Genomic DNA, 13,100 nt, shown 5'->3' on the forward strand with positions numbered 1-13,100 from the left:
AATTGAATCGATTCGGACGGCGCGCACGAACGGCGCGCCGGATTGGGATCCGCGCGCAGCAGTCGCGCGCTGCGGATCAGAAGCGGAAGACCGACGCGCCCCAGGTGAAGCCGCCGCCAACGCCTTCGATCAGCACGTGCTGACCGCGCTGGATGCGGCCATCGCGCACCGCGGTGTCGAGCGCCAGCGGGATCGATGCAGCCGACGTGTTGCCGTGCTGATCGACCGTCACGACCATACGCTCCTGCGGCAGGCCGAGCTTGCGGCAGGTGCTGGTCATGATGCGGATGTTGGCCTGGTGCGGAATCAGCCAGTCGACCTGCTCCGGGGCGAGATTCGCCTTGGCAAGCGCCTCGATCGCGACCTTCTCGAGCACGTTGACCGCGAGCTTGAACACGGCCTGCCCGTCCATGTACAGGAACGCGCTGCCGTCGATCACGCCGCGATTGACGTTGCCCGGCGTGCAGAGGATGTGCGAATAGCTGCCGTCCGCATGCAGCGCGCTGCCGAGCACGCCCGGCTCTTCCGAGGCGGACAGGATCACCGCGCCCGCGCCGTCGCCGAACAGCACGCAGGTCGTGCGGTCCTTGAAATCGAGAATGCGCGAGAACGTCTCCGCGCCGATCACGAGCGCCGTGCGGTGCTGGCCGCTGCGGATGAAGCTGTCGGCCGTCGCCATCGCGTACGCGAAGCCCGAGCACACAGCCTGCACGTCGAATGCCGCGCCGCCGTTCTTGATGCCGAGCTTGTTCTGCAGCAGGCATGCCGTGCTCGGGAACACGAAATCTGGGGTCGAAGTCGCGACGATGATCAGGTCGATCGACTGCGGATCGATGTCGGCCGCCTCGATCGCGCGGCGCGCTGCCTCGAGCGCGAGATCGCTCGTCGTGACGTCCGGTGCGGCGAAATGGCGCGCATGGATGCCCGTGCGCGCAACGATCCACTCATCGCTCGTCTCGATGCCTTCCTTCGCGAGACGATCGGCGAGTTGCTGGTTCGTGACGCGGTCGGGCGGCAGGTAGCTGCCCGTGCCGAGCACGCGGGAATAGAGAGTCGATTGGGCCATTTATGCTTTAGAGGATTGCGCAGCGGAAGGTTCGGCGTGTTGGCCTGCGGCCGGGCTCGTCTGGCCCGCGCCGCCCGCGTCGTGTTCGCCGTCGCCGAGCGACACCGAATTGTCCGCCATCGCACGCGTCAAGCGCTCCAGCACGCCGTTTTTGACGGCATCATAACCCCGTTTGATCGCCCACTCAAACGCGTAGGCATCGGCCGAACCGTGGCTTTTGATCACGAGGCTCTTCAGCCCGAGCAGCGCCGCGCCGTTGTACTGGCGGTGGTCGACGCGCTTCTTGAAGCGCATCAGGACCGGCAGCGCGAGCAGCGCCATCAGCTTCGACATCAACGAACGGCCGAACTCCTCGCGGATGATGTCGGACAGCATCTGCGCGAGCCCCTCGGACGTCTTCAGAGCGACGTTGCCGACGAAGCCGTCGCACACGATCACGTCGACCGTGCCCTTGTAGATGTCGTTGCCTTCGACGTTGCCGCGGAAATTCAGCGTGCTGGCGCGCAGCAGTTCACCTGCGCGCTTGATCGTCTCGTTGCCCTTGATGACTTCTTCGCCGATGTTCAAGAGGCCGATCGTCGGACGCTCCTTGCCTTCGAGCGCAGCGACCAGCGCGTGCCCCATCTCCGCGAACTGCAGCAGGTGCTGCGGCTCGCAGTCGACGTTCGCACCGAGGTCCAGCATCATCGTGTAGCCGGTCGGGTTCGGCAGCGCGAACGCGATCGCAGGCCGCTCGATGCCGGGCAGCGTCTTGAGCACATAACGGGAAACGGCCATCAGCGCGCCGGTATTGCCGGCGGAGATGCAGGCCTGGGCCGCGCCTTCCTTGACGTGGTTGAGCGCGACGCGCATCGAAGAATCTTTCTTCTTGCGCAGCGCCACTTCGACAGGGTCGTCCATCGCCACGACTTCGGTGGCGGGCACGATGGTCAGCGCGGGATCGTCGAGGGCTTTCAGCTTTTTCAGCTGCGCGCGGATCGCGCCTTCGATGCCGACGAGCATCAGGTGCGCATCGGGATGCGCGCGGACGAACTTGACTGCCGCGGGAACGGTCACGGACGGGCCGTGGTCGCCTCCCATGCAATCGATTGTGAGCTTTACGGTCATGGAATGCGACGAATTTCAGGCACAAAAAAGCGGCAGTTGAATGCCGCCTTTTTGTCGAGCCAGGAAAGTGTCAAGCGAACCAGTTGTCACGCGAACGGCGATCGTAGCGCGCAACGCGTGACTTGACGCTTAGTCGTTCTTCGTCTTGACGACTTTCTTGCCGCGATAGTAGCCGTTCGGGCTGACGTGGTGACGCAGATGCACTTCACCCGTGCTCGGCTCGACTGCCAGCGGCGCTGCCGTCAGGAAATCGTGCGAACGATGCATGCCGCGCTTCGACGGCGACTTCTTGTTTTGCTGGACTGCCATGACTAACTCCTAAATAATTTTCCGGATTCTAACACAGCCCGATCCGGCGCTTAACTACCCTGGCCCAAAGCCCTTACGCCTTCCCGCGCCACAACTGCTTAGTGTTTCTTGCTGCCGTCCCCGTCCTTCTTCAACGCTTCCAGCGCTGCGAACGGATTCGGCCGTTTGCCTTCGTCCTCGTCTTCGACGGACTCATCGTCCGCTTCTTCCGAAGGACCGCTCGCACCCGACACGAGGCTTTCGTGGACTGCCGGGCAAACCTCGTGCTTGGGCACGAGCGGCAACGAAAGCAGCAACTCCTCTTCGATCAAGTCGACGAGATCGAACTGGCGTGAGCCCACGATCACATCGGCTTCATCGTCGTCGAGCGGAAATTCTTCAGCTTCTTCTTCGGTCGCGACGACCCGGTACGTCATGTCGACGCCGAACGTCTGGTCGTACGGGGTCATGCAGCGCTGGCACGTGAGCCACGCATGACCATGGACCGCAAGGCGCAGATACGGCTGCTGCCCATCGGCGCCGTCGTCCTGCAACTCCTTCTGGGTGAACCCCTCGGCCTGCCACGTGAACACCGTGTCACGATCCGGCGCATCTGCCGGCACTTCGTTTAACATGCGCGGCAGTTGCGAGAGACGCACCGCACCCGCTGCCTGCCGCCCGCTGCGGGCGAATTCGAACAGGTCGACTGCGTGCGGATCAAGCGCTGCCGCAGGCTTGCCAGAAGAAGTGTTCATGTGCGCTCCTGCCTACAGGCTGACTTGCGGGATCCGGCTTTTGGCACCGCTCACCGTACGCGGCCTGTGCCACGTACCGCCGCGTACCCGTACCGTACCATTACGTACTTTACTTCCGAAGACGCGACAGGCGCCACCACAACGAAAGCCTGCCGACGAAAAGCGGGAAAGCATACCTGTTTTACCTTTTGCGGTCAATCACTTAAGCTTGCGTCCGCGCAACGCCGCTTTACACCTGACGACTCACCGACCCAACCGACCATGCCGGATACCGTTTGCCGCCCGCCGCGGCTGATTCTCGCCTCCAGTTCCCGCTACCGCCGCGCGCTCCTCGAGCGCCTCGCCGTGCCGTTCGACGTCGCGTCGCCCGACCTCGATGAAACCCCGCTCGCCGGCGAAACGCCGGCCGCAACCGCGCTGCGCCTCGCCGGCGCGAAGGCGCGCGCCGTCGCCGCGATGATCGACGCGCCGGACGGCGTGCTTGTGATCGGGGCGGACCAGGTCGCAACCTTCGACGGCCTCCAGATCGGCAAGCCCGGCACGCACGAACGCGCGCTCGCGCAGCTCGTGTCGATGCAGGGCCGCGACGTCGAGTTCCACAGCGCACTCAGCCTGTACGACAGCCGCACGGGCGAAACGCAGAGCGAGGACGTCGTCACGCACGTCCGCTTCCGCTCGCTGCCCGAAGCCGAACTCGATGCGTACCTGCGCGCGGAAACGCCGTACGACGTCGCCGGCAGTGCGAAGTCCGAAGGGCTCGGCATCGCGCTGCTCGACGCGATCGACTCCGACGACCCGACCGCGCTCGTCGGCCTGCCGCTGATCGCGCTCACGCGCATGCTGCGCGCCGCCGGCTATCCACTGTTCGCTACCCAAGGAGTCCACGCATGACGGCCGGCACGCTCTATCTCGTCCCGAATACCCTCGGCGAAGGCGATGCCTCGATGCTCGCCGCTGTACTGCCCGCAGCCGTGCAAGCACGCGCCGGCACGCTCGGCTATTACATCGGCGAAAACGCGAAGACGACCCGCGCGTTCCTGAAGAAGATCGGTACGACGCGGCCGATCCAGGAAATCGAAATCCGCGAGCTGAACGTCAACACGCCGGCCGGCGAGATCGACCGGCTGCTCGCGCCCGTGCTGGCGGGCGCGGACGCCGGACTCGTGTCCGAGGCCGGCTGCCCCGCCGTTGCCGATCCCGGCGCGCTGCTGGTGCGCCGCGCACACGAGCGCGGCGTGAAGGTCGTGCCGCTCGTCGGGCCGAGTTCGATCCTGCTCGCGCTGATGGCGTCGGGCCTGAACGGCCAGAGTTTCGCGTTCAACGGCTACCTGCCGGTCGACGCGGCCGCGCGCGCGAAACGCCTGCGCGAACTCGAGCAGTTGTCGCGCAAGGGGCGCCAGACGCAGATCTTCATCGAGACGCCGTACCGGAACCACGCGATGCTCGACACGCTCGTCGCGACCTGCGCGCCGTCGACGCAAATCTGCGTCGCAGCCGACCTGACCCTCGAGACCGAGACGATCGCAAGCCGCACGGTGGCGGACTGGAAAAAAGCGCCTGCGCCGAATCTGCACAAGCGCCCTGCCATCTTCCTGCTGCTCGCGAACTGAGACCGCGCTCCGGCGGCGGCGCAGCAACGGGGCGCATGGCCCCGTGCGCCGCTCAGCGCAGGCTGAACGACGTGCCGCCCGCGGTGAGCGCCTTCATCGCGGCGCCGCCAACGGCCGCGCCGAACTTGCGCGCGACGCGGTTCGTCAGGCTTTCCTTGACCGTGTAGTCGACCAGATCGGGCGCCTTCAGCACGTCGCGCGCGACCGTGTCGGTCGTGCCGTAGCTGTCGGCGAGCCCGAGTTCGACGGCTTTCTCGCCCGTCCAGAACAGGCCCGAGAACATGTCGGGCGTTTCATGCAGCCGCTTGCCGCGGCCATCCTTCACCGCCTTGATGAACTGCGCATGGACCTGGTCGAGCAGCGCCTGCGCATGGGCGTCCATCTTCGGCGTCTCGGGCGAGAACGGATCGTAGAAGCCCTTGTTTTCACCCGACGTGTGCAAGCGGCGATCGACGCCGAGCTTGCCCATCAGGCCCGTGAAGCCGAACCCGTCCATCAGCACGCCGATCGAGCCGACGATGCTCGCCTTGTCGACGAATATCTTGTCGGCGGCCGACGCGATGTAATAACCGCCCGATGCGCACATATCGGTCACGACGACGTACAACGGCTTGTCCGGATACTTCACGCGCAGCCGGCGGATCTCGTCATAGACCATGCCGGCCTGCACCGGGCTGCCGCCCGGACTGTTGATCCGCAGCACGACGCCTGCCGTGCCGTCGTCCTCGAATGCGGCGTCGAGTGCCGTGTTGATGTCCTCGGCGTTCGCGTTGACGCCGGCCGCGATCTCGCCGTCGATCGTCACGAGTGCCGTATGCCGGCCGCTCGCCGCGAACTTCGAATCGCTCGAGAACTCGATCAGCGCGAACGCGAGCAGCACGAATACGCCGAGGAACGCGAAGCGGAAGAAGATCTTCCAGCGCCGCGCCGCGCGCTGTTCCTTGACGGCCGCGAGCGCGATCCGCTCGAGCACCGCGCGCTCCCAGTTCGGTTCGCGGCTGTCGGGACGGGACGAGGAATCGGGGAAATTCGGTTGGTCGGCCATGCAGTGGTGTCGTCAGTCGGTCGTGGCGGGAGTGGTCGGTGCAGCGGGACCCAGGTCGGCGTCGGGCACCCAGAATACCGCACGCCCGTCGGAGGTGTCGCGCTCGTCGACCTCCACCGGCCGCAGGCGGCCGCCGCGGCACGGGCCGCCGACACACTTGCCGGTATCCGGCGCGTAGATCGCGCCGTGCGTCGCGCACATCAGGTAGAGACCCGACGACTCGAAGAACTGCCCTTCGGCCCAGTCGAGCTCCATCGGCACATGCGCGCAGCGGTTCAGGTAACCGTACGCACGGCCTTCGTAGCGCACGAAGAACACGACCGCCTGCTCGCCGCGCAGCGTCGCATCGACGCGCACGCCGGCACCGCCGTCGGCCAGCGCGTCCGATGCGCACACGCGCACGGCTTCGGGCGCCGCGCTCATGCGTGCTCCCGCAGCCACGCCGCCAGCGCGACGACGTCCGGCGCGACGAAGCGCGGCGTCAGCGCGGCCAGCGCATCGGCCGTATGCGCGCCGTACGAGACGCCGATGCCGGCCGCCCCTGCGCTCGCGGCCATCTGCAGGTCGTGCGTGGTGTCGCCTATCATCACGGTACGCGCAAGATCCTGCCCCAATTCGCGGGACAGTTCGTGCAGCATGGCCGGATGCGGCTTCGAGAACGTCTCGTCCGCGCAGCGCGTTGCATCGAACACGCTCGTCAGCTTCGACTGGTCGAGCACGCGGTTCAGCCCGACCCGGCCCTTGCCGGTCGCGACCGCGAGCAGGTAACCCGTATCGCGCAATTCCGCGAGCAACTCGCGCACGCCGGCGAACAGCTCGATGCGCTCGTCGTCCAGCAGGTAGTGATAGCGGTAGCGCTCGGCCAGCCGCGGATAGTCGGACGGATCGAGGGTCGGAGCGGTAATCTGCAACGCATCGCGCAGGCCGAGCCCGATCACATAGCGGGACGCCTCGTCGGACGGCGTGGGCAGGCCGAGATCGCGGCAGGCCGCCTGGATGCTGTGCGCGATGTGCGCAGTCGAATCCATCAGCGTGCCGTCCCAGTCGAAGACAATCAGATCAAATTGCTGTCGGGCCATGCGATTCAGGCGGTATCGCGCAGAGCGCTGAGTTGATCGAGGAAGCGCCGGCATTCGTCCGGCAGCGGCGCGTCGAACTGCAGCGCCTCGCCGGTCAGCGGGTGCGCGAGCCGCAGCCGGTACGCATGCAGGAACATCCGTTTCAGGGATGGCTGCGCGTTCGCGCGCGCCAGCGCCTTGTTCAGTGCGAAATCGCCGTACTTGGCGTCGCCGGCGATCGGCAGGCCGAGATGCGCGAGGTGCACACGGATCTGATGGGTCCGACCCGTTTTGAGTTCCGCTTCGACCAGCACGTAGTCCGGCCAGCGCTCGATCAGGTTGAACACCGTGTGCGACGGCAGTCCGTCGTCCTGCACCCGCACCCGGCGCTCCCCTTCCGGGGTCGAATACTTGAACAGCGGCGCCTTCACCGCGCGGCGGCGGCCCCAGTCGGGCTGCCATTCGCCGTGGCCGCATGCAAAGTAGCGCTTGTCCATCCGGTTTTCGCGAATCTGCTCGTGCAGGCCGACGAGCGCCGTGCGCTTCTTCGCGAGCATCAGGATCCCGGAGGTCTCGCGGTCCAGCCGGTGCACGAGTTCGAGGAATTTCGCGCGCGGGCGCGCCTGGCGCATCTGCTCGATCACGCCGAACGCGACGCCGCTGCCGCCGTGCACGGCGACGCCGGCCGGCTTGTTGATGACGAGCATCGCGTCGTCCTCGTACAGCACGTCGAACTGCGCGGGCGGCACGATCGGCGTGTCGGCGCGCGCGAGGTCGGCCGCCGCCACCCGCACGGGCGGCACGCGGACGATGTCGCCGAACGCGAGGCGATACTGGGCGTCGACCCGGCCCTTGTTTACGCGCACTTCGCCGCTGCGCAGGATCCGGTAGATATGGCTCTTGGGCACGCCTTTACAGACGCGCAACAGGAAGTTGTCGATCCGCTGACCGGCCGAGTTTTCATCGATCTCGATCATCGATACCTGACCGCTTGCAACTGAATTCTGGGATATTTTGCCTAACTCATTCATACTGAATATAATTTTGCCCAGCCTGACGTTGAGGGTGGCCTGACAGGCCGGCCCCGACCGAGTCGGGCAAGGCGCAAGCGCAAACCGCTATTTTACTTGCGCCGGGGGTCTGCTGCTCGCCCCTGATCAAAGAGATGCAGCAAGTTGCACGCACGGCGCCGCCCGTCGGCAAGGATCGCGCCCACAGGCGGATTCGGTCGACAAGGCGCCGCGGTAACGGAAAGTTGGTTGAAAAGAATTTGATCGGCAGCCCGACGGCGCGAAGTGCGTCCGCAGGCTGCCGGTTGCGAAAATTACGGCGTTGCGCCCGATTTGGCCCCGCGAAGCGTGCGGGGCTTGGCGACGTCAAACCAGGGAAGTACACCCCAAGCGGGAAAGTCGGGCTGGATTCGATACTCCCCGCTGCGGCCCAAGCCGCAGCATCTGCCGCCCGTCGGCGCGCGCGACACATTGCGCGCGCCCGTGGCAATGCCCGGACTCAGGCTTAGCGCGCTTTTGCAGCGTGCGGTGTGTGAACGCCGTGCTTTGAAACCGTATTCGCAGGTGCCCTACGGCCGCCGGCCCCGTCTTTCGGGCCCAAGCGCCTCTTCAGGCAATTCTCCCCGCCATCGTTCCCGCTCCAGCGTGCTCGTGACAACACAACAAGGTGCGGCCTGCCGTCGTTCCCGCCCTCGCGACTGACAACCGCGAGGCGCCGGCAGCGGAGCCGCCTGGAGCCGTTCATGAAACGCATGCTGTTCAATGCGACGCAGCAGGAGGAGCTGCGCGTCGCCATCGTCGATGGGCAGAAGCTCATCGACATCGACATCGAGACCGCCGGGCGCGAACAGCGCAAAGGCAATATCTACAAAGGTGTCATCACCCGTATCGAGCCGTCGCTCGAAGCGTGCTTCGTCAACTACGGCGAAGACCGCCACGGCTTCCTGCCGTTCAAGGAAGTCGCCCGCCAGTACTTCAAGGAAGGCATCGACATGCGCTCCGCGCGCATCCAGGATGCCCTGCGCGAAGGCCAGGAACTGATCGTCCAGGTCGAGAAGGAAGAGCGTGGCAACAAGGGCGCCGCCCTGACGACCTTCATCTCGCTCGCCGGCCGCTATCTGGTACTGATGCCGAACAATCCGCGCGGCGGCGGTGTGTCGCGCCGGATCGAAGGCGACGAGCGCCAGGAACTGCGCGAAACCATGGCGCAGCTGCAGATTCCGGACGGCATGAGCATGATCGCCCGTACCGCGGGCATCGGCCGCAGCGCCGAGGAACTGCAGTGGGACCTGAACTACCTGCTGCAGCTGTGGCGCGCGATCGAAGCGGCGTCGCAAAGCGGCAACGCCGGCCAGCCGATGCTGATCTATCTGGAATCGAGCCTCGTGATCCGCGCGATCCGGGACTATTTCCAGCCCGATATCGGCGAAATCCTGATCGACACGACCGAGATCTACGATCAGGCCCGTGCGTTCATGGACATCGTGATGCCGGACAACGTGTCGAAGGTGAAGCGCTACCACGACGACGTACCGCTCTTCTCCCGCTTCCAGATCGAGCACCAGATCGAGACCGCGTACTCGCGCACGGTGCCGCTGCCGTCGGGCGGCGCGATCGTGATCGACCACACCGAAGCGCTCGTCGCGATCGACGTGAACTCGGCGCGTGCGACCAAGGGCGCGGACATCGAGGAAACGGCAACCCGCACGAACCTCGAAGCAGCGGACGAAGTTGCCCGCCAGCTGCGCCTGCGCGACCTCGGCGGCCTGATCGTGATCGACTTCATCGACATGGAGTCGGCGAAGAGCCAGCGCGAAGTCGAGCAACGCCTGAAGGACGCGCTCAAGCACGACCGTGCGCGCGTGCAGATGGGCAAGATCTCCCGCTTCGGCCTGATGGAACTGTCGCGCCAGCGCCTGCGTCCGGCGCTGTCGGAAGGCAGCCACGTGACGTGCCCGCGCTGCAACGGCACCGGCCACATCCGCGACACCGAATCGTCCGCACTGCAGGTCCTGCGGATCATTCAGGAAGAAGCGATGAAGGAAAACACCGCGGCGATCCACTGCCAGGTGCCGGTCGAGGTGACCGCCTTCCTGCTCAACGAAAAGCGTCAGGAAATCAACAAGATCGAGTCGCGCTTCAAGGTCGGCATCGTGCTGATCCCGAACAAGCACCTCGATACGCCGCACTACAAGCTCGAACGCCTGCGCCATGACGACGCACGCCTCGACGATCCGCGCGCGTCCTGGAAGATGGCCGAGGAAGCCGCCCGCGAACTGGAGTCGGAAACCGGCTACAGCAAGCGCGCAGCCGAAGTGAAGCCGAAGCAGGAAGCCGCAGTCAAGGGCATCACGCCCGAGCGCCCGGCCCCGAGCCCGGCGCCGCAGCGCCCGGCCGAACCGGTTGCGGCACCCGCCCCGGTCGCCGTGGCAAGCGGCGGCTTCATCGGCTGGCTGAAGGGCCTGTTCGGCATGTCGCCGGCTCCGGCGCCCGCGCCGGTTGCACCGGCACCGGCGAAGGAACAGGCTGCCCGTCCGGCCCGCGAGCGGACCGAGAAGACCGACCAGCGCGGCGGCGATCGCAACCGTAACCGTCGCGGCGGCGCCCAGCAGGCTCAGGGTGGTCGCGACCAGGCAGCGGCAGGCCGTGGCCAGCCGCAACGCCAGGAGCGCGAAGGCAAGGAACTGCGCGAGCCGCGTGAACCCCGCGAGGGTCGTGAACCGCGTGAGGGTCGCGAACTGCGCGAGGGTCGCGAACCGCGTGAAAGCCGCGAGGGCCGCGAAGGTCGTGAGGGCCGTGGCCCGCGCGAAGGCCGCGAAGGCCGCGAAGGCCGCGAACCACGCGAGCCGCGCGAAGGCCGCGAACCGCGCGAGCCGCGCGAAAGCCGTGAGCCGCGCGAGAACCGCGAACCGCGCGAGCGCACCGAGCAGTCGGAAGCCGTCGAGGCTGCCGGCCGCGGCGAGCGTCGCGAGCGCGGTGAGCGCCGCAAGCCGACGCAGCATGCGGCTACGCTCGAGACCGTCACCCGTGGCGAGAACCATCCGGAAGCGGAAGCCGACCAGGCCGCAGTGGCTGCCCTGCCGGGCGACGATGTGGCTGCCGACGCGGAAGCCGGCGCACGTGACGGCGAGGAACGTCGCCGTCGCCGCCGTGGCCGCCGCGGTGGTCGTCGCGAGCGCGAGGACGAAGGCGCAGCCGTCGACCACGCCGAACAAGACGCGGACGGTGAAGCGGCAGTGCAGGCCGTGACGACGGAAGCCCAGGGCGCGGGCGAGCCGGCCCATGCGGCCGCCGTGGCAGCCGTAGCCGCGGCAGGCGCCGTCGTTGCCGAAGCAGCAATCGAGCAACGTGCCGAACCGGTTGCACCGGCCGCGGTCGAGCCGCAACCGGCGCCGGTTCGCGTCGAAGCGACACCGGTCGCCCCGCTCGAGCCCGCCGTGGTCGCCCAGGCAGCCGAACCGGCACCGGTCGCACCGGCCTCCGCTCCGGAAGCCGGCCCGGCTCCGGTCGCGGTTTCGCCGACCGATGCGTTCGAAGTGCCGGCCGTGCCGGCTGCCGTCGAAGCGCCGCAGTCCGCGCCCGTCGAGCAAGCCGCACCGGCACCGGTCGTCGCAGTCGAAGTGGCCCCGGTAGCCGTCGAACCGGCTCACGTCGAAGCTGCACCGGTCGAAGCCGTTGCCGCACCGGTATCGGCACCTGTACAGCCGGTCGCTGCGCCCGCCTCGGCGAGCCTCGATGTCGTGCTGGAACAAGCCGGTCTCGTGTGGGTGAACACGGACGCCGACAAGTTCCGCGCTGCTCAGGAAGCCGCGTCGCACCTGCCGCGCACGGCCCGCGTGCCGCGCGAGCGCAAGGCGCTGCCGCCGGTCGATTCGACCCCGATGCAGCAGGTCGAAACGTCGCACCATTAAGCGACGCATCGCCCGACCAGGAAAAGCCCGCCTCCGGCGGGCTTTTTCGTTTCCGCGCTGCGGGTTTCCGCCCACCGGCCCGACAAGCCGCTTGCGGCTAAAATACAGGTCTGGCTCGCACTTCTTTCAACATGTCCCGACGCATCATTCCTCTCGCCGACGTCAGCGGCATGCCGGATATCTCCGGCGCCGCGCTCGCCCCTGACGGCGCCCTGGCCGACAAGTTCGCCAGGCCGCTGCGCGACCTGCGCATCTCGGTGACGGACCGCTGCAACTTCCGTTGCGTGTACTGCATGCCGCGCGACGTGTTCGACAAGAATTATCCGTTCCTGCCGCACAGCGCGCTGCTCACGCACGAAGAGATCGAGCGCGTGGCGCGGCTGTTCGTCGCCCACGGCGTCGAAAAGATCCGCATCACAGGCGGCGAGCCGCTGCTGCGCAAGAACCTCGAATTCCTGATCGAGCGCCTCGCGCGCCTGACGACCCATGACGGCCGCCCGCTCGACCTGACCCTGACCACCAACGGCTCGCTGCTCGCGCGCAAGGCGCGCGCGCTGAAGGACGCCGGACTCACGCGCGTGACGGTCAGCCTCGACGCGCTCGACGACACGCTGTTCAAGCGCATGAACGACGCCGACTTCGCAAGCGCCGACGTACTCGACGGCATCTTCGCCGCCCAGGCCGCAGGCCTCGCGCCGGTCAAGGTCAACATGGTCGTGAAGCGCGGCACCAACGACAGCGAGATCCTGCCGATGGCCGAGCGCTTCCGCGGCACCGGCGTGATCCTGCGCTTCATCGAATACATGGACGTCGGCACGTCGAACGGCTGGAACATGACCGAGGTGTTGCCGTCCGCGGACGTCGTCGCGCGGATCGCCGAACAGTTCCCGCTCGTACCGCTCGAGGCCCACACGGCGGCGGAAACCGCGCAGCGCTGGGGCTATGCGGACGGCAGCGGCGAGATCGGCGTGATCTCGAGCGTCACGCAGGCATTCTGCGGCGACTGCACGCGCGCACGGCTGTCGACCGAAGGCAAGCTGTACCTGTGCCTGTTCGCGTCTGCGGGGCACGATCTGCGCGCGCTGGTGCGCGGCGGCGCAAGCGACGCCGAGATCGCGACCGCGATCGCCCGGATCTGGCAGGCCCGCACCGACCGCTATTCGCAGCTGCGCGGCAGCGCAGCCGGCGACACCGCGCCCGACAGCGCGGGCAAGCGCGTCGAAATGTCGTACATCGGCGGCTGACGCGCC

At 67.0% G+C, this 13,100-nt stretch carries 12 protein-coding genes; 4 read left to right on the plus strand and 8 right to left on the minus strand.

From position 1 onward, the window contains the following. Positions 1-76: 76 nt before the first annotated feature. The 4 genes from GEM_RS11935 to GEM_RS11950 form a co-directional block, all read right to left on the minus strand. A complete protein-coding gene (locus tag GEM_RS11935; protein WP_014897660.1) occupies positions 77-1,066 on the minus strand; it encodes a beta-ketoacyl-ACP synthase III in 990 nt (329 codons plus the stop codon). Further along, positions 1,067-2,173 (minus strand): phosphate acyltransferase PlsX, encoded by a 1,107-nt coding sequence (plsX, locus tag GEM_RS11940; protein WP_014897661.1) that lies wholly within the window; start codon positions 2,171-2,173, stop codon positions 1,067-1,069. A gap of 129 nt (positions 2,174-2,302) precedes the next feature. Beyond that, complete coding sequence (gene rpmF, locus GEM_RS11945) at positions 2,303-2,482, minus strand: 50S ribosomal protein L32 (protein ID WP_006051932.1); 180 nt, start codon at positions 2,480-2,482, stop codon at positions 2,303-2,305. 98 nt (positions 2,483-2,580) lie between these two features. Beyond that, on the minus strand, positions 2,581-3,216 hold the full coding sequence (locus GEM_RS11950) for a DUF177 domain-containing protein (RefSeq protein WP_014897662.1): 636 nt from the start codon (positions 3,214-3,216) through the stop codon (positions 2,581-2,583). A 261-nt stretch (positions 3,217-3,477) separates the two neighbouring features. Here GEM_RS11950 and GEM_RS11955 point away from each other — a divergent pair, with 261 nt between their 5' ends. Both GEM_RS11955 and GEM_RS11960 read left to right on the plus strand, forming a co-directional pair. Further along, entirely contained in the window at positions 3,478-4,107 is a 630-nt protein-coding gene (locus GEM_RS11955; protein WP_014897663.1) for a Maf-like protein, read from the plus strand. Then, on the plus strand, positions 4,104-4,826 hold the full coding sequence (locus tag GEM_RS11960; RefSeq protein WP_014897664.1) for an SAM-dependent methyltransferase: 723 nt from the start codon (positions 4,104-4,106) through the stop codon (positions 4,824-4,826). The genes GEM_RS11955 and GEM_RS11960 overlap by 4 nt, the downstream gene beginning before the upstream one ends. 52 nt (positions 4,827-4,878) lie before the next feature. Here GEM_RS11960 and GEM_RS11965 read toward each other — a convergent pair whose 3' ends face one another. The 4 genes from GEM_RS11965 to GEM_RS11980 are packed head-to-tail and all read right to left on the minus strand — an operon-like array spanning position 4,879 to position 7,960. Next, positions 4,879-5,871 (minus strand): S49 family peptidase, encoded by a 993-nt coding sequence (locus tag GEM_RS11965; RefSeq protein WP_014897665.1) that lies wholly within the window; start codon positions 5,869-5,871, stop codon positions 4,879-4,881. A gap of 12 nt (positions 5,872-5,883) precedes the next feature. After that, complete coding sequence (locus tag GEM_RS11970) at positions 5,884-6,294, minus strand: Rieske (2Fe-2S) protein (protein WP_014897666.1); 411 nt, start codon at positions 6,292-6,294, stop codon at positions 5,884-5,886. Then, the gene (locus GEM_RS11975) at positions 6,291-6,950 is read right to left on the minus strand and encodes an HAD-IA family hydrolase (RefSeq protein WP_014897667.1); all 660 of its coding nucleotides are present in this window, start codon (positions 6,948-6,950) and stop codon (positions 6,291-6,293) included. Before GEM_RS11975 ends, GEM_RS11970 begins: the two co-directional genes overlap by 4 nt. Before the next feature lie 5 nt (positions 6,951-6,955). Then, positions 6,956-7,960 carry an RluA family pseudouridine synthase gene (locus GEM_RS11980; protein WP_041490533.1) on the minus strand — a complete coding sequence of 335 codons (1,005 nt, stop codon included), beginning with the start codon at positions 7,958-7,960 and terminating at the stop codon, positions 6,956-6,958. A gap of 722 nt (positions 7,961-8,682) precedes the next feature. Between GEM_RS11980 and GEM_RS11985 the strand changes: the two genes are divergently transcribed. After that, on the plus strand, positions 8,683-11,850 hold the full coding sequence (locus GEM_RS11985; protein WP_014897669.1) for an Rne/Rng family ribonuclease: 3,168 nt from the start codon (positions 8,683-8,685) through the stop codon (positions 11,848-11,850). A gap of 131 nt (positions 11,851-11,981) precedes the next feature. After that, positions 11,982-13,094 (plus strand): GTP 3',8-cyclase MoaA, encoded by a 1,113-nt coding sequence (moaA, locus tag GEM_RS11990; protein WP_014897670.1) that lies wholly within the window; start codon positions 11,982-11,984, stop codon positions 13,092-13,094. Positions 13,095-13,100: the final 6 nt, after the last annotated feature.

This window comes from Burkholderia cepacia GG4, from assembly GCF_000292915.1.
GTDB classification, from domain to species: Bacteria; Pseudomonadota; Gammaproteobacteria; order Burkholderiales; family Burkholderiaceae; genus Burkholderia; species Burkholderia cepacia_D.

Coding starts and splice junctions, on each gene's coding strand:
- GEM_RS11980 (WP_041490533.1), bottom strand. CDS start 7,960: ATGAATGAGTTAGGCAAAATATCCCAGAATTCAGTTGCAAGCGGTCAG.
- GEM_RS11985 (WP_014897669.1), top strand. CDS start 8,683: ATGAAACGCATGCTGTTCAATGCGACGCAGCAGGAGGAGCTGCGCGTC.
- GEM_RS11965 (WP_014897665.1), bottom strand. CDS start 5,871: ATGGCCGACCAACCGAATTTCCCCGATTCCTCGTCCCGTCCCGACAGC.
- moaA (WP_014897670.1), top strand. CDS start 11,982: ATGTCCCGACGCATCATTCCTCTCGCCGACGTCAGCGGCATGCCGGAT.
- GEM_RS11975 (WP_014897667.1), bottom strand. CDS start 6,950: ATGGCCCGACAGCAATTTGATCTGATTGTCTTCGACTGGGACGGCACG.
- rpmF (WP_006051932.1), bottom strand. CDS start 2,482: ATGGCAGTCCAGCAAAACAAGAAGTCGCCGTCGAAGCGCGGCATGCAT.
- GEM_RS11970 (WP_014897666.1), bottom strand. CDS start 6,294: ATGAGCGCGGCGCCCGAAGCCGTGCGCGTGTGCGCATCGGACGCGCTG.
- GEM_RS11950 (WP_014897662.1), bottom strand. CDS start 3,216: ATGAACACTTCTTCTGGCAAGCCTGCGGCAGCGCTTGATCCGCACGCA.
- GEM_RS11935 (WP_014897660.1), bottom strand. CDS start 1,066: ATGGCCCAATCGACTCTCTATTCCCGCGTGCTCGGCACGGGCAGCTAC.
- plsX (WP_014897661.1), bottom strand. CDS start 2,173: ATGACCGTAAAGCTCACAATCGATTGCATGGGAGGCGACCACGGCCCG.
- GEM_RS11960 (WP_014897664.1), top strand. CDS start 4,104: ATGACGGCCGGCACGCTCTATCTCGTCCCGAATACCCTCGGCGAAGGC.
- GEM_RS11955 (WP_014897663.1), top strand. CDS start 3,478: ATGCCGGATACCGTTTGCCGCCCGCCGCGGCTGATTCTCGCCTCCAGT.